21 protein-coding genes and 2 tRNA genes are annotated in these 22,249 nt (G+C 69.5%); 11 read left to right on the top strand and 12 right to left on the bottom strand.

Annotated features, from left to right (window positions below):
- The 5 genes from ENSA5_RS17720 to ENSA5_RS17700 all read left to right on the top strand — a co-directional run.
- Positions 1–736, top strand: a 736-nt coding sequence (locus ENSA5_RS17720; RefSeq protein ID WP_146155821.1) for an N-formylglutamate amidohydrolase, incomplete at its 5' end; no start/stop codon positions are given.
- A 223-nt stretch (positions 737–959) separates the two neighbouring features.
- Positions 960–1,601 carry a hypothetical protein gene (locus ENSA5_RS17715; RefSeq protein ID WP_106392856.1) on the top strand — a complete coding sequence of 214 codons (642 nt, stop codon included), beginning with the start codon at positions 960–962 and terminating at the stop codon, positions 1,599–1,601.
- A 117-nt stretch (positions 1,602–1,718) separates the two neighbouring features.
- On the top strand, positions 1,719–2,726 hold the full coding sequence (locus tag ENSA5_RS17710) for a hypothetical protein (RefSeq protein WP_181197863.1): 1,008 nt from the start codon (positions 1,719–1,721) through the stop codon (positions 2,724–2,726).
- 31 nt (positions 2,727–2,757) lie between these two features.
- A complete protein-coding gene (locus tag ENSA5_RS17705; protein WP_146155819.1) occupies positions 2,758–3,687 on the top strand; it encodes a hypothetical protein in 930 nt (309 codons plus the stop codon).
- Between the two features lie 35 nt (positions 3,688–3,722).
- Positions 3,723–5,297 (top strand): B12-binding domain-containing radical SAM protein, encoded by a 1,575-nt coding sequence (locus ENSA5_RS17700; RefSeq protein WP_106392853.1) that lies wholly within the window; start codon positions 3,723–3,725, stop codon positions 5,295–5,297.
- Between the two features lie 12 nt (positions 5,298–5,309).
- Here the strand turns inward: ENSA5_RS17700 and ENSA5_RS17695 are convergent, their stop codons facing one another.
- Entirely contained in the window at positions 5,310–6,911 is a 1,602-nt protein-coding gene (locus tag ENSA5_RS17695) for a hypothetical protein (RefSeq protein ID WP_106392852.1), read from the bottom strand.
- Between the two features lie 245 nt (positions 6,912–7,156).
- On the opposite strand from ENSA5_RS17695, the gene ENSA5_RS17690 reads away from it, so the two are divergent.
- The 4 genes from ENSA5_RS17690 (at position 7,157) to ENSA5_RS17675 (ending at position 10,522) form a co-directional block, all read left to right on the top strand.
- Positions 7,157–8,701, top strand: a complete 1,545-nt coding sequence (locus ENSA5_RS17690; RefSeq protein ID WP_181197862.1) for a L,D-transpeptidase — start codon at positions 7,157–7,159, stop codon at positions 8,699–8,701.
- A 59-nt stretch (positions 8,702–8,760) separates the two neighbouring features.
- Complete coding sequence (locus ENSA5_RS17685; protein ID WP_146155818.1) at positions 8,761–9,288, top strand: DUF5329 family protein; 528 nt, start codon at positions 8,761–8,763, stop codon at positions 9,286–9,288.
- The gene (locus tag ENSA5_RS17680; RefSeq protein ID WP_106392849.1) at positions 9,285–9,704 is read left to right on the top strand and encodes a DUF423 domain-containing protein; all 420 of its coding nucleotides are present in this window, start codon (positions 9,285–9,287) and stop codon (positions 9,702–9,704) included. Before ENSA5_RS17685 ends, ENSA5_RS17680 begins: the two co-directional genes overlap by 4 nt.
- Before the next feature lie 191 nt (positions 9,705–9,895).
- Complete coding sequence (locus tag ENSA5_RS17675) at positions 9,896–10,522, top strand: ATP-binding cassette domain-containing protein (RefSeq protein ID WP_181197861.1); 627 nt, start codon at positions 9,896–9,898, stop codon at positions 10,520–10,522.
- Positions 10,523–10,613: 91 nt separating this feature from the next.
- Here ENSA5_RS17675 and ENSA5_RS17670 read toward each other — a convergent pair whose 3' ends face one another.
- The 11 genes from ENSA5_RS17670 to ENSA5_RS17620 all read right to left on the bottom strand — a co-directional run bounded on the left by ENSA5_RS17670 (position 10,614) and on the right by ENSA5_RS17620 (position 18,999).
- Positions 10,614–11,159, bottom strand: coding sequence for an adenine phosphoribosyltransferase (locus ENSA5_RS17670; RefSeq protein WP_106392847.1), 546 nt, complete (start codon positions 11,157–11,159; stop codon positions 10,614–10,616).
- Positions 11,156–11,917, bottom strand: a complete 762-nt coding sequence (surE, locus tag ENSA5_RS17665; protein WP_106392846.1) for a 5'/3'-nucleotidase SurE — start codon at positions 11,915–11,917, stop codon at positions 11,156–11,158. The genes ENSA5_RS17670 and surE overlap by 4 nt, the downstream gene beginning before the upstream one ends.
- A 64-nt stretch (positions 11,918–11,981) precedes the next feature.
- Positions 11,982–12,055: transfer RNA gene (locus ENSA5_RS17660), tRNA-Pro, on the bottom strand.
- Between the two features lie 74 nt (positions 12,056–12,129).
- Positions 12,130–12,783: a MerR family transcriptional regulator gene (locus tag ENSA5_RS17655; protein WP_106392845.1), complete on the bottom strand. Its 654-nt coding sequence runs from the start codon at positions 12,781–12,783 to the stop codon at positions 12,130–12,132.
- An 8-nt stretch (positions 12,784–12,791) separates the two neighbouring features.
- Positions 12,792–13,076 carry an integration host factor subunit alpha gene (locus ENSA5_RS17650; RefSeq protein WP_106392859.1) on the bottom strand — a complete coding sequence of 95 codons (285 nt, stop codon included), beginning with the start codon at positions 13,074–13,076 and terminating at the stop codon, positions 12,792–12,794.
- Positions 13,077–13,227: 151 nt separating this feature from the next.
- Positions 13,228–13,581 (bottom strand): 50S ribosomal protein L20, encoded by a 354-nt coding sequence (gene rplT, locus ENSA5_RS17645; RefSeq protein ID WP_106392844.1) that lies wholly within the window; start codon positions 13,579–13,581, stop codon positions 13,228–13,230.
- Positions 13,582–13,584: 3 nt separating this feature from the next.
- Positions 13,585–13,788 carry a 50S ribosomal protein L35 gene (gene rpmI, locus ENSA5_RS17640; protein WP_106392843.1) on the bottom strand — a complete coding sequence of 68 codons (204 nt, stop codon included), beginning with the start codon at positions 13,786–13,788 and terminating at the stop codon, positions 13,585–13,587.
- Between the two features lie 107 nt (positions 13,789–13,895).
- A complete protein-coding gene (infC, locus tag ENSA5_RS17635; RefSeq protein WP_444843370.1) occupies positions 13,896–14,585 on the bottom strand; it encodes a translation initiation factor IF-3 in 690 nt (229 codons plus the stop codon).
- A gap of 304 nt (positions 14,586–14,889) precedes the next feature.
- The gene (gene thrS, locus ENSA5_RS17630; RefSeq protein WP_106392842.1) at positions 14,890–16,662 is read right to left on the bottom strand and encodes a threonine--tRNA ligase; all 1,773 of its coding nucleotides are present in this window, start codon (positions 16,660–16,662) and stop codon (positions 14,890–14,892) included.
- Between the two features lie 283 nt (positions 16,663–16,945).
- Positions 16,946–17,017 (bottom strand) — tRNA-Val (locus ENSA5_RS17625).
- 95 nt (positions 17,018–17,112) lie between these two features.
- Positions 17,113–18,999 (bottom strand): AMP-dependent synthetase/ligase, encoded by a 1,887-nt coding sequence (locus ENSA5_RS17620; RefSeq protein WP_106392841.1) that lies wholly within the window; start codon positions 18,997–18,999, stop codon positions 17,113–17,115.
- Positions 19,000–19,241: 242 nt separating this feature from the next.
- On the opposite strand from ENSA5_RS17620, the gene ENSA5_RS17615 reads away from it, so the two are divergent.
- Both ENSA5_RS17615 and ENSA5_RS17610 read left to right on the top strand, forming a co-directional pair.
- Positions 19,242–21,080: a serine/threonine protein kinase gene (locus ENSA5_RS17615; protein ID WP_106392840.1), complete on the top strand. Its 1,839-nt coding sequence runs from the start codon at positions 19,242–19,244 to the stop codon at positions 21,078–21,080.
- 120 nt (positions 21,081–21,200) lie between these two features.
- Positions 21,201–22,238 (top strand): hypothetical protein, encoded by a 1,038-nt coding sequence (locus ENSA5_RS17610; RefSeq protein ID WP_106392839.1) that lies wholly within the window; start codon positions 21,201–21,203, stop codon positions 22,236–22,238.
- Positions 22,239–22,249: the final 11 nt, after the last annotated feature.

Below are 22,249 nucleotides of genomic sequence, written 5' to 3'. Positions count from 1 at the left end.
CCCGTCGGCCCGCCCTGCCCCGTCGGCCCGTCGGCGCTCCAACACAAACTCAGGCGATCCCCGCCGTGTGATCCGCAACCGCGGCGTCGTCTGGCGCTACGCCGTCGGCAACATCCCGCTGCTGACGACCTTGACCCATGCCCAGTTCTCCGCGCGGATCGAGCAGTTTCACCGACCCTACTACCGGGCGCTCGAGCTCCTGATCGAGCGGCGCCGCCGTCAGTTCGGCTACGCGGTGGTCCTCGACGCACACTCCATGCCCGGCACCGTACCCGGAGATCTCGTCCTGGGGACCTGCTCGGGCAGCGCGTGTGACACCAGCTTGGTCGCCTCGGCCATGGCTGCGCTGTCAGGCCGGAGCCGCAAGGTGCACGCCCAGTTTGGATCGCGCTGGCCGCTGTCGGTGGCGATCGACGATCCCTACCAGGGCGGAAACATCGCGGGGACCTTCGGGCGCCCCAACGATCGCGTCCATGCCCTTCAACTCGAGGTCAGCCGATCGCTCTACATGGACGAGTATCGCCTCGATCCAAGGCCGGTCCCCGATCCCCGCGAGCTCGCTCCGATCCGCGGGGCGCGGTCGGGGCGGTACGCGGTCCATGCGCCTGGTCGCAAGGGCCAGTCCGCGGGGCGTGAGCGACGGCGACTGCTCGCGCTGGTCGTTGCGATCGATGCCCTGACGATGGAGCTGAGCCTCCAGCGGGACGCGCTGGCCGACCGAAGCGCCGCGGAATGATCGACTCGCATCTCATATCGAACGAAGCTGCTACTTCGCGGGGCTCGCTGAGCTGCGCGCGCGGCCTTTCGAACCAAGGGCTCCCTTCACTTGTGTGAGATGCACCCCTGACGCTACACTCGCGCCACGGATCGTCGGGCGAGCAATTATTGCTCGGCTCTCTACTTGGCCCGCATCAACTGTGGGCCGCGTGGACAAGAGGACGACGAAAGGACTCTCGGCCGTGAACCCAGCCAACAAAGAAGCGGACGCCTTTGACGACTTGCTCGGCCAACTCGTAGACGAGCTGGCGATGACTCCGGCAGCGGAGCCAGAGCCCGAACCAGAGCCCGTGCCCGAGCCGGCACCGGCGGCCAACCAGGCGCCCCCCGAGGCGGCCCAGGTTGAGGTCGAGGCTCCGCCGCCCGCCAAGAACAACACGATCGCGATCGCGGCGATCATCGGTGGTGCGATCGCGGTCGTCGGGGTCGCGGCGGTCATCTTCCTCGGCCAGGGCAAGGACGAGGAGGTCGCCGAGAAAGACAAGGCCGCCGACACCGAGAAGGACAAGGCCGCCGACACCGAGAAGGCCGACGAGAAGAAAGCCGACGAAGAAGTGCCGCCGCCCCCCGGCGCGACTCCGCCCGTCGCCGCCCCCGGTCAACCGGGCGCCGTCCCCGGTCAGCCGGTCGATCCGAACGCCGCGCCGGTCGATCCGAACGCCGCGCCGGTCGATCCCAACGCCGCGCCGGTCGATCCGAACGCCGCGGCAGAGCCGGCCGCCGAGGCGCCGAAGCCGGCGAAGAAAAAGAAGAAGCGCAAGAAGGCATCGTCGACCAAGAAGAAGAAGACGACCAAGAAAGCGTCCGACTTCGACGATCTGTAGCGCGGCTGCTGCGTTGCAGTCTCCGATTTGCGAGAGTCCCACCGCCGCGTGCGAGGCCACCCTCACCGCGTCGCCACGTAGCTGGTCACCTCGTCCCCCCACTGAGAACCGATGCGCTTGATTCGTGTACCCGTTGCCCTCCTGCTGACCCTGTCGATGCCCGGCGTGGCCCTCGCTCAGGTGCCGCCGCCGCCTTCGGGGCCAGCCTCCCAGCCCCAGCCAACAGCTCAGCCGGATCCGCAGCCCCAAGCTCAGCCCAGCGAACTCTCTGAAGATCAGAAGCTCGAGCTCGCCAAGCAAAAGTACATGGAGGCGGAGGCGCTCGCGGGCGAGGGCCGCTGGGTCGAGGCCGTGCCGCTCTACGAGGAGGCCTACTACCTCGTCCCCGGCAAGCATGGCTTCGCCCACAAGGTCGGGACCGCGGCCTGGAACGCGGGCGACTGCGACAAGGCCAACACCTACCTCAAGCACTTCCTCCAGTACGGCGATCCCGAGAAGCACGGCGAGAAGATCGACGAGGCCAAGCAGATCCTCGGTGAGATCTCCGTGTCCGGCTGCGCGACCCCGACAGCGGCGACGACCACCACCTCATCGACCTCGGCGGAGCCGACGGACACCGAGAACCCGCTGGGCGACACCAGCACGGAGATCCGTCAGGAAGAGGCCAAAAAGGCCCGCGACGCCAAGAAGAACGAGAAGCGAGGTCTGCTGATCGGCGGCGCGGCCTTGACCGGGGTCGGGGTCGCGGGCCTCGCGGTCGGGATCACGGGCCTGGCCCTGGCCAGCGGAGCGGCTGGCAACTTGCGCAGCCTCTCGACCAACCAGACCCCGTCGGGCTTTCCGGTCGGCGACTACGCCTGCCGCAGCGTGCCCGCGAACGAGTGCCCCTACAAGCTCGAGAGCCGCCTCGCGACCGGCAACGTGCTCGGCTATGTCGGCTTGGGTGTCGGCGGGGCCGCGCTCATCGGTGGCGTTGCGATGCTCGCCATCTACATGACCAACAAGAAAAAGAACGGCGGAGCCCTCGAGACCGCGAGCAAAGACGGCAAGGTCGAGCTCACTGGCCTCGGACCCGTCGTGTTGCCTGGCGGCGGCGGCGGTGCAGTCGCCGAGATCCGCTTCTGAGTTTTCCTTATCGATCGAGTCATACATGCGCATGCTTCGTGTTCCCGTCGCCCTCCTGCTGACCGTGTCCATGCCGGGCGTCGCGCTGGCGCAGTACCCCCTGGTGACCGCACCAGCGGATGAGCTCAGCGACGACGAGAAGATCGAGAAGGCCAAGGGCCTCTACATCGAGGCCGAGCGCCTCGCAGACGAAGACAACTGGGAGGCCGCGGTCGTGCTCTACGAGCAGGCCTACTACCTTGTCCCCGGCAAGCACGGGTTCGCCCACAAGGTCGGCATCGCAGCGTGGAAGGTCGACAACTGCGACAAGGCCTACGACTACCTGACGCACTTCGTCGAGTACGGCGAGGCCGACAAGTACCCAGAGAAGATCACCGAGGCGCAGGGGATCCTCGAAGAGATCGAGGCCAAGGGCTGCCGCACCCCCGAGGAGGAGGAGCCCGAGCCCGAGGCCGAAGCGCCGACGGACGTCGAGAACCCCTTCGCTACCGAGGCCGGCGACGGCCCCGGCGACAGCGGCAAGAAGCCCAAGGAGAAGGGCGACAAGGGCCTGCTGATCGGCGGCGCGGTCATGATCACGCTCGGTCTCGCCGGCGTCGGTGCCGGCGCGGCGGGCTCGGCGATCGCCGTCGGCGCGGGCAAGAGCCTCGATCAGCTGGCCTCGACCTCGACGAACACCGGCTACCCGGTCGGCGACTACGCGTGCCGCAACGTCGACGCGTCGGACTGCCCCGTCACCCTCGAGAGCCGCCTGGCCACGGGCAAGGTGCTGACCTACGCGGGCTTCATCGGCGGCGGCGTGTTGGTCGCGGCCGGCATCGCGCTGATCGCCATCCACGCCAAGAAGAACAAGGCCAAGGCCGGCGCCAGCGCCAAAGCCAAGAACGGCGTCGAGCTGACGGCGATCGGGCCGACGCTCCTGCCCGGCGGTGGTGGGGCTGCCGCGGCGATCCGGTTCTAGAGCGGCGACTCGCTGCTCTGGTATGAACGAGCCCGATGAGGGCTGAACGAAGCAGCGAGCGCGCGCTGATCCAGCGCCGCCTCGCGCGGGAGATCGGGACCTTGGGCCTCGGACGGCCAGCGCCGATCGTCCTGGCCTACCCGAGCCCCTACCACGTGGGCATGTCGAGCCTCGGGTTTCAGACCCTGTATCGGCTGCTCAACGAGCACGGTCCCGGGTGTCACCGGGCCTTCTTGCCCGACAGCTGGGAGCGAATGTCGCTGGCCTGGCCGCCGCCCAAGCGCCTGGCGATCTCGAGCTACGAGTCCGAGCAGCCGATCTCCAGCTACCCGATCATTGGGCTGTCGGTCGCCTACGAGCTCGAGATTAGCGGCGTGATCCGGCTGCTCGAGGGCGCCGGGATCCCGCTGTTGGCCGCAGACCGAGGGCCGCGAGACCCGATCGTCATCGGCGGCGGTCCGCTGACGAACAGCAACCCCAGCGTCATGCTGCCCTTCGTCGATCTGCTGATCGTCGGCGAGGCCGAGTCGCTGCTGCCCGAGGCCGTCGCGCGGATCCAGGACGCGCACAAGCGGGGCGCGGCGATCGACGCCGCGGCCGAGCTGCCCCACACGATCCGCGGCGAGATCGAGCCGGGTTACTTCGAGCCGATCCCGACCATGGCCAGCGCTCCGAGCGAGCTGCTGCCCGCGCGCTCGGCCATCGTCAGCCCCGATACCGAGCTCAGCGAGATGTTCTTGATCGAGCCGGAGCGCGGGTGCTCGCGGCGCTGCACCTTCTGCGTGATGCGGGGCGCGACGACCGGGGGCATGCGCCTGCTCGACCTCGAGACCCCGCTCGCGCTGATCCCCGAGCACGCCAAGAAGGTTGGCCTCGTCGGCGCCGCGGTCACCGATCACCCGCAGCTCGAGGAACTCGTCGCCCGGATCGTCGAGCGCGGTAAGGGCATCGGGATCTCCAGCCTGCGCGCGGATCGTCTGACCAAGGGGCTGCTCGCCCGGCTCGCCGCGGGCGGCTACCGAACGATCACCGTCGCGTCCGACGGCATCAGCGAGCGCATGCGCCTGGCCCTCGATCGCAAGGTCAGCGAGGCCGAGCTGCTCCGCGCGGCCTCGCTGATCGGAGCCGCCGACTTCCACCGCATGAAGGTCTACGAGATGATGGGCGCCCCCGGTGAGACCGACGCCGACGCCGACGAGCTGGTTCGCTTTGCGCTCGAGCTGGCCAAGATCGTGCGCCTGACCCTGACCTTCTCGACCTTCGTGGCCAAGCGCAACACGCCCCTCGACGGCGCCGAGTTCATGGGCGTCAAGGCGGCCCAGGCCCGCCTCGATCGCATCCGTCGGGGCCTCAAGGGCAAGGTCGAGCTGCGGCCGCAGCCGCCCAAGTGGGCCTGGATCGAGTACATGCTGGCCCAGGGCGGGCCCGAGGTCGGCCACGCCGCGATCGAGGCTGTCCACGCTGGCGCCGGCTATCGCGACTGGGCTCGGGCGCTCGAGGCCCTGCCCCCGACCGAGCGCCCGCGCTGCTACGGCGACGAGTGGCTGGTCGCCCGGCGCACGGGCAAGGCCGCCGAGCGGCCGCGGCTTCCAGTCCTGCCGCCGCGGTGAGCGGGCGCGCCATCAGTCGGGCACGGCCTCGGGGCCGAGCCGCGCACGCAGCAGCGCGTGATGACGCGGGATCTCGGACACCGTGGCCTCGTGCCAGGGGTTCATCTGCGCGGCCGCCCGGTCCATGCGCTGGGGGTCGGCTTCGAGCAGCGCCGCGCTTCGGGCCTCGAGCCAGACGAGCCACAAGTTGGCTGCGATCCCGGCGGCGAGGACCAACAGCCACGGCCAGCGCCGGGCCTGGGAGGCTGCTCGGGGCCGCGAGCCCGGCCCGTGGCGCAGCTGGGCCACGACCAAGACCGCGAGCGGCAACCCGACGATCGTCGCGACGCTCAGCGTGACCCGCAGCGCCAGGGCGCGCTGGTCCCAGGCCAGCTGCCAGTTGCTCGGGTCAAAGCCGAGGCTGAGCGCGATCGACAGGCGCTCGGGGTCGAGGACCGACGAGCAGACCTTGGGGTCGACGAAGGCCGCCGTCAACAGCAGCAGCGTCGGGACGAGCGCGAGCACGGTCGCCGCCGCCAGCCGCCGTCGCCAGCGCCGCTGCTCCGAGGGCAGCTGGCTGTCGAGCCAGCGCGACAACCACACGACCCCCGGCAACAAGAGCGGGATCGCGTCGAGCAGCTTGCGCGGACCGAAGGCTGTGCCCGCCGCCCAGGTCCGCGTCCCGAGCACCGTGTAGGGCTCGATCTCTCGGGTGCCCGCGTCGAGCCAGATCTGCGCCGCGAACAGCCCGATCAGGATCAGCGCGCCGTGGCGTCGCTGCGCGGCCCCGATCGCGAGCCCGAGCAGGCCGAGCACGAGCACCGGGCACCACACCAGCGCCCCGTGGTGCGTCGACAACAAGAACGCCCGGAGCTGATGGCTGACCTCACCGCTGTAGTCACCCAGGCCGCCGTACATCCACAGCTGCATGCGCAAGACGAGCAAGGGCCACACGACAAAGGCGGCGGCGGACGCGAGCCCGTGGGTTGCGAGCAGCTTGACGCGATCGACGAGCGAGGCCTCGGCGCTCGCAAGCCAGCGCTCGTGAGCGACGAGCACGACGAGGATCGCCAGCTGCGGACGCACGGCCGTGGCCAGGCCCACGTAGGTCGCCAGCTCCAGCGGCCGGCGAAGGCTCTGGCGCGCGCGCTCGGGATCCTCGGCCGCGCGCTCGATCGCGTCGAACCAGCGCATCGTCAGCACGGCCACGACCGCGGCGCCCCAAAGGTGCGGCCGCAGGGGCGACTCGGCCGCGTAGTAGAGCAGCGGCGTGCCGAGGACCAGCGCCGCGGTCGCGAGGGTCGCGCGCGCTCGAGGCACGCGCGCGGCCAACCACCGATGGACGCGGACGCTGACCCAGGCCAGGACCAGCAGCGCCCAGCAGCGCAGGCCCAGCAAGGGCACGGTCCACGTCGCCGCGCGCTCGGACACGCCGTCCCCGACCAAGGTCAGGCCCGCGAGCCGACCGAGCAGCCATCCCGGCGCCTGCAAGAAGCTCGCGCCCACCGGCCAGTGGTTCGACACGACCCCGCGCTCGGTCACGAACGCGAACAGCGGCGACATCCGCAGGGCCGCGTACTCGTCGTCATAGAGCAGGTCACGAGCTTCGAAGATCCCGTGGAGGTGGGCCTGCATCCCGGCGCCGTCCGCGTTGTCGGACAGGATGTTGAACCACGGCGCACAGATCGCCGCGAGACCGACGACCAGCGCGAGGCTCAGGGCCAGACGCCGCGCGAGCGCCTCGCGGAATGGCGGCTCGGCGTCGCGCGTATGTTTTTTGCTCGCCGTCCAGCGATGATAGCGTGAGCGCCCGACGCCGCGTCAGCCCGGCCCCTGTCCGCCGCCGGTCACGCCCTCCCCCCTGCCCCGCCACGATCGCCATGATGCCGATCACCGCAACGCTCCTCGCCCACACCCTCCGCGTGCTCACCGGTCTCGAGCCCGGTCCGAGCGCCGACGAGGTCGAGATCGAGCCGACCGACGTCCGCTACATCGAGGCCACGTGGTCCGAGACCGTGGTCCGTGGCCGCCCGTGGGTGCCGCACAAGCGCCTCGCCACGGTGTCCGACGGCACCCGCCTGGTCGTGCGCGGGATCGTCCAGAGCCGCGACGACAAGGGCTGCCACGGCAAGCCCTGGTACGCGATCTACCCCTTCGGCTTCGTCTGCTCGGAGCAGGCCCGCGAGAGCGAGCGCGGGCCCGAGCCCGGCGCCGCGATGCCCCTGGCTGAGGGCCGGCGCGTGCCTTTCAGCTACGCCTACGTCCGGACCGACGGCGTGCCGATGTACGCGGGCTACGCCGACGTCGACGCCGGGGTCCCCACCCGCCCGCTGACCAAGGGCATGAGCCTGGTCGTGGCCCGGACCCTCGAGTACGACGGCGCGGACTGGATCCAGACCGAGGACGGCGCGCTCGTGCCCAAGGCCGGCATCCGCTTCGGCGGCCAGGGCAGCGAGTGGTCCGGGGTCGAGCTGACCGGGACCTACGCCGGCCCGAGCTTCGCGTGGACCAAGCTCAAGAAGGGCACGCCGGTTCGGTCCGCGCCCGCGACCTCGGCCGAGCGCGTGCTCGAGCTCGAGCTGCGTACGCGGGTGCCGCTGCTCGAGCGCAGCGAGGCCTCGAGCCAGCGCAGCTTTTGGCGGGTTGGTGAGGACTTGTGGATCGACGCCGATCACCTCAACGAGGTCCACATCGCCGCCGCCCCTCCGCCGGAGGTCCTCGACGACTGGCGCGGGCGCAACACCGGCAACGACCAGTGGATCGACGTCGACCTCGGCGAGCAGGTCCTGGTCGGTTACCGCGGCGATCGTGCCGTGTTTGCGACCATGGTGTCGTCGGGCAGGAGCATGCCGACCCCCCGCGGCAACTACCCCGTCTGGGCCAAGGTCGCGTCGACGACGATGGCCAGCCAGGCCTACGAGGACAAGCCCTACATGGTCCAGGGCGTCCCCTGGGTGATCCTGTTTCAAGGCCACAACGCCCTCCACGGCGCCTACTGGCACGACAAATTCGGCACCCCCAAGAGCCACGGCTGCGTCAACCTCGCGCCTCATGATGCGCGCTACGTGTTCGAGTGGACCGGGCCGACCCTGCCCCTGGGCTGGACCGGCTACCTGCCCAGCGATCTCCGCCGCGCCGTGGTCGTGCACGTCCGCGACTCCAGCCGCGGCGGCTTCGTCCAAGATCGCCCGATCGGGCCGCCCGATCGCGAGGCCGAGAAGGCCCGAGCCGAGGCGGCGGACGAGCGCCGGGCGCTGTCCGAGTACGACAGCACGCCCCAGTACGACCCCGCGTTCGTCCCGGGCGGCGTGGTCGTGGATCCGAGCGAGGTCAGCGCGGAGCTGCCCGATCCCGGCGAGACACCCAGCGGGCCGCGCCTGGAGCCACGAACGAGCCCCGGGATCGGCGCGGGCCTGCCCGGCTGAGCGCTCCCAAGCAGCGCTTGCGCTCGTGCCCCGGGCCGGGGAGCGCTACCTTGGCGCTCGTGCCCCGCGCTCGCGCCCTCGCCCTGGTCCCCGTCCTCGGCTTCACAGCCGCGCTGGCGTGCCGCGACGAGCCACCGACCGTGCGCCACGAGCCCATGCGTTCGCCGAGCGCGGGGGTCGGGGCAGGGTCCGCGGCCTCGGAGGCGGGCCCCGCTCCCGACGAGGTCAAGACGGGCGGCGAGGCCGAAGCTGGCGCGGCCTCGAAGCTCGCCGATCGGCCTCCCGCAGATCCGGCGATCGACAAGGCCCTCGATCTGATCAGCGCGAGCGGCCTGCGCTTCGTCGACCAGGCCGACGGCGAGGACAGCGACCCCAGCGAGTACACCGCCGAGCAGTTCGCAAGCATGCTCCGGACCAAGTGGGAGTGGATCGGCTACGACCTCATCGAGCTCGAGCCCTGGCTCGACGAGATCGCCGCCCGCAGCTTCAAGTCCAACCTGCCCTACCTGGTCGTCCTCGCCGACGGCTCGACCGTCGAGCTGAGCGCATGGCTCGCGCAGCAGCTGGCCGAGAGCGAGAGCCCATGACCGATCACACCCCGCTCGATCAAACCCACGCCCGGCGCACGACGATGATGCTCGCTGGCGCCCTCGGTCTGCTCGGCGTCGCGGCCGGAGCCTTCGGCGCCCACGGGCTCGAGTCCCGGCTGACACCCGAGCAGCTCGAGTGGTGGCAGACCGCGGCGCGCTACCAGCAGATCCACGCCCTCGCCCTGCTCCTGGTCGGCTGGGGCGCGGGCCCCTGGACGCGCTGGCGGACCGTCGCCGCCGCCGGTTTTTGCGGTGGCGTGCTCGTGTTCTCGTCGACACTCTATGCCATGGCCCTCGGCGGACCGCGCCTGCTCGGCGCCGTGACCCCGCTCGGCGGGCTGGGTCTGATCCTCGGGTGGGCGGCGATCGTCGCTCACGCCTACGGTCTCCCAACCGACCCCGAGAAAAACTAGAGCGGGCCGAAACCGGACTGAGTCCGGGCGGGTCGGAGTATCCGGAGTGGAACGACGCACCACTTCGAGTCGCATCTCCTGCCCGCGGGTGAGCTGATCCCTCGTCGCACCCGCTGGGCAGGAGATTTTTTCATTCTTTCATTCTTTCATGGGCCCTGGACTCGCGGCCCTGCTTCGGTTGGACTGGCGCGGTGAGCCCTCCCCTGCGCGCGCTCGAGCTGAGCAAGCGATACGCCGACAACGTCGTCCTCGATGGGGTCTCGCTCGAACTTCAAGCAGGCGAGGCCGTGGCCCTGGTCGGGCCCAACGGGGCCGGCAAGTCGACCCTGATCGGCTGCATCTGCGGGACCGTGATCCCCGACGCCGGAGCGGTCGAGATCGGCGGCCATGACCTGCGCAGCGAGCCGCTCCAGGCCCGCCGCAGCCTCCGTTACCTCGCCCAAGAGATCGACCTCCCGGCCGGGCTCAGCGGCCGCGAGCTGCTCGAGTTCCACGCCGACGTGTTCGAGGACCGAGGCGCCGACTCGCTCGCGCGGCTCGAGGCCCTCGCCGGGCTCGGCCCGGCGATCGAGCTGCTGGCGACGACCTACAGCGTGGGCATGCGGCGGCGCCTCGCCTTCGCGGCGATCGCCGCTGGCGACGCGGCGCTCTACGTGCTCGATGAGCCCTTCGCTGGGGTCGATGGGGAGAGCCGCGAGCGCCTGCTCGGGTGGTTGGTCGAGCGCCGGGCGGCCGGAGCTGCGATCTTGCTTGCGGCCCACGATCAAGACCGCTGGGCCCTCGACGCCCTCGACGCCCAGCCCTTCAGGGTGTCTTGACCCTCCGAGCGCCTCGCTCGCGGTGTGGGCGGGTCTGAGCTTCGCGCCCGAGCAGCCCACGGCCACCGCGGGCGGCAGGCGACCGGAGGCCTCAGAACTGAAGCACGGCCTCGACGCGGTGGTCGCCCTGCGCTGCTCGTCCGCCGAGCGCGACGAGCTCGATCATGAACAGCTGCGCGGCGACGGTCGCCCCGAGGCGCTCGATCAGCCGGGTGGTCGCGGCCGCGGTCCCGCCGGTTGCGAGCAGGTCGTCGACGATCAGGACGCGGGCGCCCGGGCGCAGGGCGTCGGCGTGGATCTGGAGGGTGTTCTTGGCGTACTCGAGCGCGTAGTCCTCGGCGATCGTCTCGGCCGGGAGCTTGCCTGGCTTGCGCGCGGGCACGAAGGCGAGGTTCAGGCGGTGGGCGAGGATCGGCCCGAACAGGAAGCCGCGCGCCTCCATGCCGACGATCGCGTCGAGCTGCCCGTCGAGATCGGCGATGTGATGGAGGTGGAGCTCGACCGCGGCTGTGAACGCCTCGGCGTCGGCGAGCGCGGGGGTGATGTCGCGAAACAAGATCCCCGGGCTGGGAAAGTCGGGGATGCTGCGGATCTTGCTGCGCAGCAGCTCGCGGGCCTGTTCGTGATCGATGCTCATGTCGTGGACGAGTCCTTCGCCGCCACCCAGGTCGCCCAGTCGTCGATCTCGGGGGCGGTGATGTCGAGCTCGAGTGGGGTCAGCGCGGCGAAGCCCCGACTGACCAGGCCGATGTCGCTGTCGCTGTCGTCGTTGATCGGAGCAGGTGGCCCGCCGATCCAAAAATAGCTGCGCCCGGCGAGATCTTTTCGCTCGTCGACCTGGTCGTCGTAGGAGCGGTGCCCGAGGCGCGCGACTCGGAGGCCTGTGGGCTTGCGGGGCACGTTGAGGTTGAGCAGGTGACGCTCGCCGAGCGCGGCCCGGGCGAGCAGCAGCGGGACGAGCTGGCGGACGAAGGGCACGCTCAGCGCGGGATCGGCCTCGGCCTCGACGGACACGGCCATCGCCGTGCACCCACGGAGCAGCCCCTCGCGCGCGGCCCCGACCGTGCCCGAGTAGAACACGTCGGCGCCGAGGTTGTAGCCGGGGTTGACGCCCGTGAGCACGAGATCCGGCCGGCGCTCACACAGGTGCAAGCTCGCGAGGTACACGCAGTCGACCGGCGTCCCCGACACCGCGTACCAGTTGTCGCCGAGCTCGGGCGTCGAGTTGGTCCGCAGCGAAGAGTGCAAGCTGATCGCGTGGCTGAAGCCCGAGCGCTCCTCGGTCGGGGCGCAGACCAGCACGTCGCCAAATTCAGCCGCGACGCGGGCGAGGACACGCAGCCCCGGGGCTCGGATCCCGTCGTCGTTCGAGACCAAGATCAGCGGGCGACCCACGCCCCCATCTAACCCGACAGAACCAAAAAAGCGAGCGGTCCGATGGGACCGCTCGCTCCGCCGATCGGGGCGAAAGGATTCGAACCTTCGACCCCTTGACCCCCAGTCAAGTGCGCTACCAGACTGCGCTACGCCCCGGCGGGGACAGGGCTCATATCAGCTGGGTATATCCTCGGCAAGGGGGAGGATGAGGTTTTAGTTCCCGTAAGCTCTCAGCGATCTCGATCGGCGAGATCTGGGCGGTCGGGCCGCTCGAGCAGGTGCTGGGTGGGCCTGCTGTCGCCCCTAGCGTCGCTATCGCCGCTGGACGAGCCCGCGAGCAAGCTGCGCGCGCCCCCCGACGCTCGCACGAACTCGGCCGGGTCGGCCGCGATGTGACCTGAGTCAGGCTGGGCCCGGACCGCGTGGGCGAGGAGATCGAGCTGCTCACGGACCTGGGCCATCGATCGCTGGGCACGATAGAGGCCGCTGACCTCCGCGCGCTCGATCTTCGACGCGCCCCCGCGCAGCTCCTGCTTCGCGCCCGCGATCGTGAACTTGCGCTCGTAGAGCAGGTGCTTGATCCGGAGCAGGTTCTCGACGTCCTTGCGCCTGTACACGCGCTGCTGCGAGCGAGACTTCTGGGGCTTGATGAGCGCAAACTCGCTCTCCCAGTAGCGCAGCACGTGGGCGGCGACGTCGACGATGCTCGCGACCTCACCGATCTTGAAGTAGAGCTTGTCGGTCCCGAGCTCGAGGCTGTCGGCGCTGGCCTTGGCGCCCGAGCGCTTGGCTCGCCGCTTGGCCGTCTTGCCCGGGCGCTTCTTGGCGCTGGCTGGCTTCTTGGCGCCGGCTGGCTTCTTGGCGCTGGGCGGACCTGCTGCCATGGTCGGAGCTAGCTCTCGCCGTTGAGCGCGGCCTTGAGCACGTTGCTGGGCTTGAAGGTGAGGACCCGGCGGGCCTCGATGGTGATCTCTTGCCCCGTTTGGGGGTTGCGACCCGGGCGGGGCTTCTTCTCGCGGACGACGAAGTTGCCGAAGCCCGAGATCTTGATCTTCTCGCCGGTCTCGAGCACCGCCTTCATGGTGTCGAATACCTGGTCGACCAGATCCGCGGCCTCCTTTTTCGAGAAGCCCCCTACCTGTTCACAGACCTTGTCGACGATGTCGGCCTTCGTCATCGCGTTCCTCCGACCGCGATCCTCGCTCGCTTCCTCGCCGGGCACAAGTCCTCGTTATCGTTGACGCTTTGGGTGCAACCCACAACCAAAACAACGAGGCTCGAGGGGTACCCTCGAGCCTCGAATGAAGCGGGACGGATCGCGCGCCGCCCTACAGCGCCGCGCGGGCCGTATCCACGACCTTGGCGAAGCCCTGGGGATCGGCGATCGCCAGGTCGGCGAGCACCTTGCGATCGAGCGCGATACCGGCCTTGTTGCAGCCGTCCATGAGGCGGCTGTAGCTGACCCCTTGCTGGCGGGCGGCGGCGTTGATGCGCACGATCCACAGCCGACGCATGGTCCGCTTCTTCTGCTTGCGGCCGGTGTAGGCGTGCATCCAGGCGTGGTGCACGGCCTCGACGGCGCGCCGATACATGGTCCGGCGACCCTCGCGGAAGCCGCTCGCAGCCTTGAGGATGCGGTTGCGACGACGGCGGGCTTTAAATCCTCGTTTAGCGCGGGGCATGGCTCACTTCGCTCCGTAGGGCAGGAGTTGATGGACGCGCACTTCGTCGGGCTTCGACGCGATCGCCGTCCCGCGGAGCTTGCGGATCCGCTTGGGCGACTTCTTCGTCAAGATGTGATTCTTGTGCGAGTGCTTGCGCTTGACCTTGCCGGTGGCTGTGAAGCGAAAGCGCTTCTTCGCACCGCTATGAGATTTCATCTTGGGCATGTCGGTAACCTCGACCTGGCGCCCCAGCTGTGTGGCTGGGGGGCCGGTTGTCTACATCAGGGATGCCGGGGTCGCAAGACCATCGGCGAGTTCGCGGATGGAGTGGCTCAAGAGCCCGACGCGGCGGCTGCGTCGTCGGTCTGGCCCTCGGTCTGCTTGCCGCCCGCGGGCGTGTCTTGACTCTCGTTGGGAGATCCGGCGGCCGCGTCTGGGGCGGCCTCCTCGGGCTTGGCCTCGGGCTTGGCCTCGGGTTTGGCCTCGGCCTCGGGTTTGTTGGCCCGCGGGGTGCTCGGCTTGTTGGCCTTGCTGCCGCCACCGCCGCCACCGCCACCGTCACGGCGGGGCTTGGGCGCGATGATCATGCTCATCCGGTTGCCCTCCATGTTGGGCATCTGGATGACAGTGGCGAGATCGACCACAGCCTTGACGACCCGGTTGAGCACGTCCCGGCCCGTCTCCGGGTGGGTGATCTCGCGCCCACGGAACTGAACCAACAGGCGAACCTTGTTGTTGTCCTCGAGGAAACGACGCGCGTGCTTGACCTTGAAGTCGAAGTCGTGGTCGTGGGTCTTGGGCCGGAACTTGACCTCTTTGAGCTCCTGGCTCTTCTTGTTCTTCTTGGTCTCCCGCTCGCGCTTGGCGGTCTCGTACTTGAATTTGCCGTAGTCCATGATCTTGCAGACTGGCGGAGAGGTCTTGGGGTTGACCTCTACGAGCTGCAAGCCCTGTTCTTCGGCACGCCGCATGGCGTCTTGGGTGGCCAGGATGCCCAGCTGGGACCCGTCCGCATCAATCACGCGGACCTCCCGAACTCGAATTCTCCGTCCGACTCGGTGGGTCTCCCTTTTGCGTGGTGCGGGCCTCGAGCGTTTGCGTCCGATGGTGTCGTTCTCCTGAAGTTCTGTAGGTGACCCGGGCCGTGCCGGCGATCGGCGAGCGGTCCGGGTCGCGTGCACGTTGTCCCGTCACGCGACGTTCGTCAAGCACCCCGATGAGACCAAGCTTTCATTGACCTCACAAGGGGTCTGCGTGGGCCCCCGGGCCCAACGCAGCTTTGGCGTGTCGGGCCCGGAGGTGCCGCGCTACGGCCGCCCAGGTGGGCTAGCCGGGGATCTTCCCCTCTTCGGACAGCCGGGCGACGAACGCGGCGAGCGACTCGAGCTCGCCGGTCTTGCCGTCGCGGCTGCGCGGGGCGACCCCGCGGGCCTCGACCTCCTTGTCGCCGAGCACGAGCATGCAAGGGACCTTGAGCAGGGTCGCCTCACGGATCTTGAGCCCGAGCTTCTCGTTGCGCTCGTCGACCTCGACGCGCAGGCCCGCGGCCCGGCACGCGGCCGCGACCTCGCGCGCCCACTCGTGGTGGCCGTCGGTGATCGGCAAGATCGCAACCTGGATCGGCGCGATCCAGATCGGGAACTTGCCCGCGGTGTGCTCGAGGTAGACGCCGAAGAAGCGCTCGAGGCTGCCGAGCATCGCCCGGTGGATCATCACGGGCCGCTCGCGGGAGTCGTCGCTGGCCACGTACTCGAGGGCGAAGCGCTCGGGCAGCTGGAAGTCGAGCTGGCAGGTCCCGAGCTGCCACGGGCGGCGCAGCGCGTCGCGCACGCCGAAATCGATCTTGGGCCCGTAGAAGGCCCCGTCGCCCGCGTTGATGGCGTACTTGATGCCCTGGCGATCGAGCGCGTCGGCCAGCGCTCGCTCGGCCCGATCCCAGGTCTCGATCTCTCCGAGGAAAGACTCGGGCCGGGTCGAGATCTCGATCTCGACGTCCTCGAAGCCGAAGACCTCGTAGGTCTCGAGGATCATCTTGGTCACCGCCTCGATCTCCTCACTGAGCTGATCCAGACGACAAAACACGTGCGCGTCGTCCTGGGCGAAGGTCCGGACCCGCGTGAGCCCGTGGGTCACGCCCGCGCGCTCGTAGCGGTGGAGGCGGCCGAAGTCGGCCATCCGGATCGGCAGCTGGCGGTAGCTGTGCCGGGTCTGGCGGTAGAGCACGCAGTGGCCGGGGCAGTTCATCGGCTTGACCCCGAACTCGCGCTCGTCGATCTCGCAGATGAACATGTTGTCCTTGTAGTGATCGTAGTGACCGCTCTGGCGGAACAGCTCCATGTCGAAGATCTGCGGGGTCACGACCTCCTCGTAGCCGTAGCGCGCGTAGAGCTTGCGCACGTAGGCCTGAAGCAGGTTGTAGACCGTCGCGCCGCGCCCGGTGAAGAAGGGGCTCGCGGGCGCGATCGGATCGAAGTGGAACAGCCCGAGCTCGACGCCGAGCTTGCGATGGTCCCGCTTCTTGGCCTCCTCGAGCATCATGAGATGCTTCTTGAGCTGCTTGCGATCGGGGAAGGCCGTGCCGTACAGGCGCTGGAGCATCGGGCCCTTCTCGTTGCCCCGCCAGTAGGCCCCGGCCACGCGCAGGAGCTTGAACGCGAGGATCCGGCCGGTGTCGGCCACGTGGGGCCCGCGGCACAGGTCGACGAACTCACCGCTGCGGTACAGCGTCAGGGTTGCGTCGGCGGGGATCGAGCCGATCGTCTCGACCTTGAAGTCCTCACCCGCGGCCCGGAACAGCTCGAGCGCCGCGTCGCGCTCGACCTCCTCGCGCACGAAGGCGTGCTTGGCCTTGACGATGTCCTTCATCTTGGCCTCGATCGCCGGGAAGTCGTCGGGCGAGATCCGGTGCGGCATCTCGATGTCGTAGTAGAAGCCGTCCTCGGTGTGCGGGCCGAAGGCCAGCTTGGCCTCGGGCCACAGCTGCTTGATCGCGTCGGCCATCACGTGGGCCGCGCTGTGCCGCATCGTCTCGAGGGGAGACAGATCCGGCACCGAGGGGTCGATCATGTGCTCGATTTCTTCGTCGTGTTCGGAGGCCATGGGTAGATCTCGCTGGGTAGGGTCGCTCGGAGGCGCGTCGATGTCGAACCAAAGCAAAAGCCGCGACCTCGGCGGTCCGACGACGAGCGACGTCGACGGCGCCGAGCTGCGGCTAGGCGGTCGTAGTGGTGGTCGTGAGCGCCGCCCGAAGGGGCGCGAGGATGTGCCTGACGGCTGCCATCGACCTTCAGCCTGGCAGCGGTCCCCGGGGCTGTCAAACCCGCAGCTGGACCCGGGCGCCAATAAAAAAAGCCCCCGACTGATGTCGGGGGCTCATCCTGGTTAGGGCTGGGCGGCTTTGAACCGCCGACCTCTACCGTGTCAAGGTAGCGCTCTACCCCTGAGCTACAGCCCTGTGAGACCTGTGAGCCCTGTGAGCCCTGTGAGCTCGGGGACGGGGTCGTATCGCGACAGCGGGCGCAGGTCAAGCGCGTTCATTGCGCTACGCTGCTAGGCATAGAGCCCGTCGATCAAGCGGGCCCAGCGGGCCTCGACGGCCCTGCGCTTGAGCTTCTGGGTCGGGGTGACGTCGGCGGCGCGGACGGGCTCGGGCAAGATCGCGAAATTCTTGATGGTCTCGTAGCGCGGCAGGGTCTTGTTGAGATCGTCGACGTAGCTCCCGACGATGTCGCGGATCCGCGGGTGGCGGGCGAGGTCGGCGTAGTCGCGGCAGCCGAGCCCCTGGCGCTTGGCGATCTCCAGCATCTCGGCCTCGTCGAGGGCCACGAGCGCGACGAGGTAGGGCCGACGATCCCCGGTCACGAGCACGTGGGCGAGGCCGACGCGCTCGCGCAGCCGGGCCTCGATCTTCTGGGGCGCGATGTTCTTGCCCCCGGCCGTGATGATCAGATCTTTGAGGCGGTCGGTGATGCGCAAGAAGCCCTCGCGGACCTCGCCGACGTCCCCGGTGTGCAGCCAGCCGTCGGCGTCGATCAGCGAGGTGTCGAGCTGCGGGCCGTGGTAGCCGGCCATCACGTTGTGCCCGCGGAGCAGGATCTCGCCCTCGTCTCCGATCAAGACCTCGCAGCCCGGCAAGACCGGGCCGACGGTGCCGAAGCGGAACCGATCGGGGCGGTTGACGTTGGTCGCTCCGGTCGTCTCGGTCAGGCCGTAGCCCTCGAGGATCAACAGGCCCGCGGCGTGGAAGAACTCGGCGGTCGAGCGGCTCAGGGGCGCGGCGCCCGAGACGAAAAAGCGCAGCTTGCCGCCGAACCGGGCCCGTATGGGCTCGAACACGGCCTTGTCGGCGACCCGGTGCCGCGCGGCCAGCAGCGGTCGGATGCCCTGGCCGCGCTGGCGGCTGGTGCTGACCCGTCGGCCGATGCCGAAGGCGGCGTCGACCAGCTTGCGCTCGACGAGGCTGCGCGCGGCCAGCTCCTGCTCGATCTCGAGCTGGATCTTCTCGTAGAAGCGCGGGACGGCTCCGACGTAGGTCGGAGCGATCTCACGCATGTCGGCGACCGCGGTCGCCATCCGCTCGGACAAGGCCGTGACCGCGCCGCTGTCGACCGCGGCCCACAGCAGGTGCCGGGCGAAGATGTGCGCGAGCGGCAACATCAGGAGCTGCTGATCCGTGCGGTCGACCGCGATGCTGTTTTTGATCGCCCAGGCCTCGTAGACCAGGTTCTTGTGGGTCAGGACCACGCCCTTGGGCTGCCCGGTGGTCCCGGAGGTGTAGACGATCGTGAAGACGTCATGGAGATCGACCTCGGCGATCGCGGCCTCGATGCGCGTGCGCGCGTCGTTGACCCCCGCGAGCGCCGTGCGCCCGGCCTCGCGCAGGGCTTCGAGGGTCATGCGCTTGCCCCCCTCGCGCGCGGGCCCGAGCTCGTCCGCGACGGGGTCGGGATCGATGTAGATCTCATGCTCGAGGGCGTCGGCCGAGACGGAGGTCCAGGCCTCGGCGCCGTCTCGCGGCCCGCGCTCGTGCTCGTGCAGGCGCGCGAGCATCTTGGGGTGATCGGCGATCAGGACCCGCGCGCCGCTGTCCGCGAGCACGAACGCGATCTCGGCGCCCGTCGAGGTCGCGTAGATCGGCACGCACACGGCCCCACACATGGCGATCGCCACGTCGCACAGTGCCCACTCGACCCGGGTGCCAGCGAGCAGCCCCACGCGATCGCCACGGCCGACGTCGAGCTCGGTGATCAGCCCGGCGGCCAGCTCCCGGGCGGCCAGCTCCCAGCCACGCCAGCTCAGCGGGCGCCACAGGCCGTCTCGCTTGAAGCGCAGGGCCGTCAGCTCGGGGGCCCTGCGGACCCGGGCCAAGAACATCTGCGCGACGTTCGGATAGTTGAGGCCTTCGGCGGGCCGCGGGGCAAAGCTGCGCTCGCTCATGAGAATTCGTCCGCGGGAGCATACCCGACGCGGTGTGGGCCCCCCAGGTCCAAAAAGTCTAATTCGCCAACTGAGTTGGCGCAGGCTAGAGTGACACCCCCTGCCCTCGCCGCCCCCCTGTGTCACCCGTGAAAGGTCGTGCGCGTCGGGTGGACGTCGCCGGGTTTTCGGCGGACCATCGAGGAGGGGTCCAGTCGATCGGACGTTCGCCGCCGGCTTCGAGCCGCGCGGCCGCTGCACTCATGCCGAGCCTCGCCGGGCAAAAGCTGGACAAGTACGACATGCTCGAAGAGGTCGGGCATGGGGGCATGGCCGTGGTCTATCGCGGCCGCGACACGATTTTGGATCGCGAGGTCGCGGTCAAGGTGCTCCACGCCCACCTCGCCGATCGCGAGGAGTCGCGCCGTCGGCTCGAGCGTGAAGCCAAGACCGTCGCCAAGCTCCGCCACGACAACATCGTCGAGATCTTCGACTCCTCCGATCCGACCCGCGCCGACGAGAGCTACATCGTCTGCGAGTTCATCCACGGCGTCACCTTGCGCGACTGGCTCGACGAGCGCTGGGTCCCGCGCCCGGTGCTCGCGGCGATGGTCGCCCATCGCCTGTGTCTGCCGCTCGAGCACGCCCACTCCCTCGGCATCGTCCACCGCGACATCAAGCCCGAGAACGTGATGATCCGCGAGGATGGCTGCCTCAAGCTGATGGACTTCGGGATCGCGCAGATCCTCGACACCCAGCGGCTCACGACCACGGGCCAGCTGCTCGGCAGCCCGGCCTACATGGCCCCCGAGCTGATCAACGGCAAGCCAGTCGACAAGCGCATCGACATCTTCGCGCTCGGCGTGATGTTGTATCAGCTCGCGACCGACGAGCTGCCCTTCGCCGGCCGCAACCCGGCCCAGGTCCTCAACCGGATCCTCGAGGGCGACTACAAGCCGCCGCGGCTGATCAACCCCAAGGTCGACGAAGATCTCGAGGCGATCATCGCCAAGGCCCTCGCGCTCAAGCCCGGCGATCGCTACCAGAGCGCCAACAGCCTCGCGCTGGCCCTGGAGGAGTACCTCTCGGGCTTCGCCGTCGAGCCCGTGCCCGAGGAGCTCGCCGCCTACTTCGACAACCCCGAGCACTACGCCGACGCGCTCGACGCTCGCGTGTGCCGCGAGCTCATGCGCCGCGCGACTCGGGCGATGCGCGACGGCAACGGCGCGCGCGCGCTCAAGCTGCTGTCGCGCGTGCTCGAGATCGAGCCCGACAACAAGCGCGCGGCCTCGATGCTCGACCGGGTCCGGATTCGCGGCCAGCGCATGCGCCAGGCGATGGTGGCCGGAGGTGCCCTGGCGCTGACGGGCATCGTCACGGCGGGCGTCTTGTTGCTGCGCCCCGACCCGCCCCGGCCCGGCCAGGTCGCCAGCGCCGAGCTCGGCGACGGGGCCGCGAACAACGGCTACTACATCCCGCAGCGCGATCCGCAAGAGCAGCCGTCGCTCGTGTCCGAGACCGAGGGCCTGCTGATCGAGGGCACCGACACGGGCGAGCCGAGCGACGAGGGCGGCGGCACCCGCACGACCGGCAACGGTCCGCGCCCGGACGCCAGCGTCGACTGCACGGTCAAGGTCCTCGACCTGCCCGCCGCGCTGCTCGCGGGCGGCGACTACGACCTCGTCGTATCGGGCCAGGGCCGCCAGCCGCTGCCCCCCGAGGGCGAGCTCGTGATCGCCGTGACCGAAACCACCCGGGTCCGGCTCTCGGGCGACACCTACGGCGGCTCGCTGATCCTCAACCCCGAGAACTGCAAGGACGGCCAGGTCCAGTCCCTGCAGGCCGCACCGATGCCGGCCCGGCTGATCTTTCAAGCCGGCGAGATCCCGCCGTCCAAGTTGATCGTCAACTGCGTGGCCGGCTGCACCTACCAAAAGAAGACCGCCAACAGCTTCCCCTCGCTCAATTTTCAGCGCGGCGAGACCGAGATGCTCGTCAAGCTCGAATTCAAGTCCACGGGCTTCCGGGCCAAGACCGACGAGTACAAGCTGACACCCGGCAACAACCAGATCCGCATCACCCTCGAGAAGTTCGACGAGTAGCCCTGCTCGTGTGTGGGGCCGGAAAATCCGGTACGCTCCGCGTCCGAACGGGCAGCGCGGATGCTCCGACGACTCACTAGCGCTTTTGGCGCGGCACTCCTTCTCCTCGGCGCTCACCCCGTGCTCGCGGCTCCGCCTGCGGCCAATGACGCCCCGGCGGACGAGCAAGACGCGAAGCTCAGAGTCGAGCGGGGTATTGAAGCCTGGCGCAAGGGCGACTGGACCGAGGTCCGAGATCTGCTCGAGCCGCTCGTGCGCGAGGGCGACATCGCCGACGAGTTCCTGCGCGAGTCGGCCCTGCGCTACCTGACCGAGGCCACGCTCCTCGACGAGGGCCTCGGGCCGAGCGAGCGCGACGAGCTCGCCCGCGACTACATCACGCGCCTGCTCGACAGCAGCCCGGACTGGGCGCCGCCCAGCGGTCTGCACGGGCGTCGGTTCTACGATCTCGTGGCCGTGGTCCGCAGCGAGCGTGACGCGCAGCTGGCCGAGGCTTGCCGCGGCCAGCTGCTGTCGTGCGAGGCCGACCTCACCGAGCTGCAGGTCGACTTCCGCGCGTCCCAGGGCCGGATCGCCGCCCTGCAGGAGGCCCTGGCCAACGAGGACGTGTATCTGACCGAGGTCGTCAAGCGCAACCGCGGCCTCGCGTTCTTGCCCTTTGGCGTCGGCCACTTCACCAACGGAAATCGCGCGCTCGGCGGAACCTTCCTCGCGCTCGAGGTCGCGACCGGCGCGGCCGGCCTCGGGCTGCTGATCTATCGCGCGACCAATTACGGCTGCGTGCGGACCGACGGCTTCAACCGCAAGTCGCTGGTCTGCACGATCGACGCCCCGGACTCCGACCTCCCCGCGCTCAAGGACGAGGTCGAGGCCGTGCGCAACGCCGAGGCCGTGATGGGCTACGTGTTCATCGGCTCGGTCGTGCTCGACATCGCCCTCGCCCAGGTCCTGTTCAAGCCAATCGAGGTCGTCGAGAAGGGCCAAAAAACCCGCCGCGAGCTCGACGCAGAGCTCGACGAGGCCGAGTCCTCGCCCCGCCCCAGGCGACCTCGCGCCGGGCCAGGGACCAAGTCCAAGCCCGATGCTAAGCTGCGCGTCCGGCCGCACCCGGCGTTCGTCCCCGCAGGGCTGGGCCTCGGCGTGACCCTGCAGTTTTGACCTGCCCGCTC

It is taken from the genome of Enhygromyxa salina, from assembly GCF_002994615.1.
GTDB lineage: Bacteria > Myxococcota_A > Polyangia > Nannocystales > Nannocystaceae > Plesiocystis > Plesiocystis salina_A.
The sequence above is the reverse complement of the archived record's forward strand: the minus strand, read 5'-3'. Positions and strand labels throughout refer to the sequence as shown.

Bases quoted from the DNA above. Each gene is read 5' to 3' on its own strand.
- ENSA5_RS17705 (WP_146155819.1), top strand. From the start codon at position 2,758: ATGCTTCGTGTTCCCGTCGCCCTCCTGCTGACCGTGTCCATGCCGGGC.
- ENSA5_RS17700 (WP_106392853.1), top strand. From the start codon at position 3,723: ATGAGGGCTGAACGAAGCAGCGAGCGCGCGCTGATCCAGCGCCGCCTC.
- ENSA5_RS17695 (WP_106392852.1), bottom strand. From the start codon at position 6,911: ATGCAGGCCCACCTCCACGGGATCTTCGAAGCTCGTGACCTGCTCTAT.
- ENSA5_RS17690 (WP_181197862.1), top strand. From the start codon at position 7,157: ATGATGCCGATCACCGCAACGCTCCTCGCCCACACCCTCCGCGTGCTC.
- ENSA5_RS17680 (WP_106392849.1), top strand. From the start codon at position 9,285: ATGACCGATCACACCCCGCTCGATCAAACCCACGCCCGGCGCACGACG.
- ENSA5_RS17670 (WP_106392847.1), bottom strand. From the start codon at position 11,159: ATGAGCATCGATCACGAACAGGCCCGCGAGCTGCTGCGCAGCAAGATC.
- ENSA5_RS17655 (WP_106392845.1), bottom strand. From the start codon at position 12,783: ATGGCAGCAGGTCCGCCCAGCGCCAAGAAGCCAGCCGGCGCCAAGAAG.
- ENSA5_RS17650 (WP_106392859.1), bottom strand. From the start codon at position 13,076: ATGACGAAGGCCGACATCGTCGACAAGGTCTGTGAACAGGTAGGGGGC.
- rplT (WP_106392844.1), bottom strand. From the start codon at position 13,581: ATGCCCCGCGCTAAACGAGGATTTAAAGCCCGCCGTCGTCGCAACCGC.
- rpmI (WP_106392843.1), bottom strand. From the start codon at position 13,788: ATGCCCAAGATGAAATCTCATAGCGGTGCGAAGAAGCGCTTTCGCTTC.
- thrS (WP_106392842.1), bottom strand. From the start codon at position 16,662: ATGGCCTCCGAACACGACGAAGAAATCGAGCACATGATCGACCCCTCG.
- ENSA5_RS17620 (WP_106392841.1), bottom strand. From the start codon at position 18,999: ATGAGCGAGCGCAGCTTTGCCCCGCGGCCCGCCGAAGGCCTCAACTAT.
- ENSA5_RS17615 (WP_106392840.1), top strand. From the start codon at position 19,242: ATGCCGAGCCTCGCCGGGCAAAAGCTGGACAAGTACGACATGCTCGAA.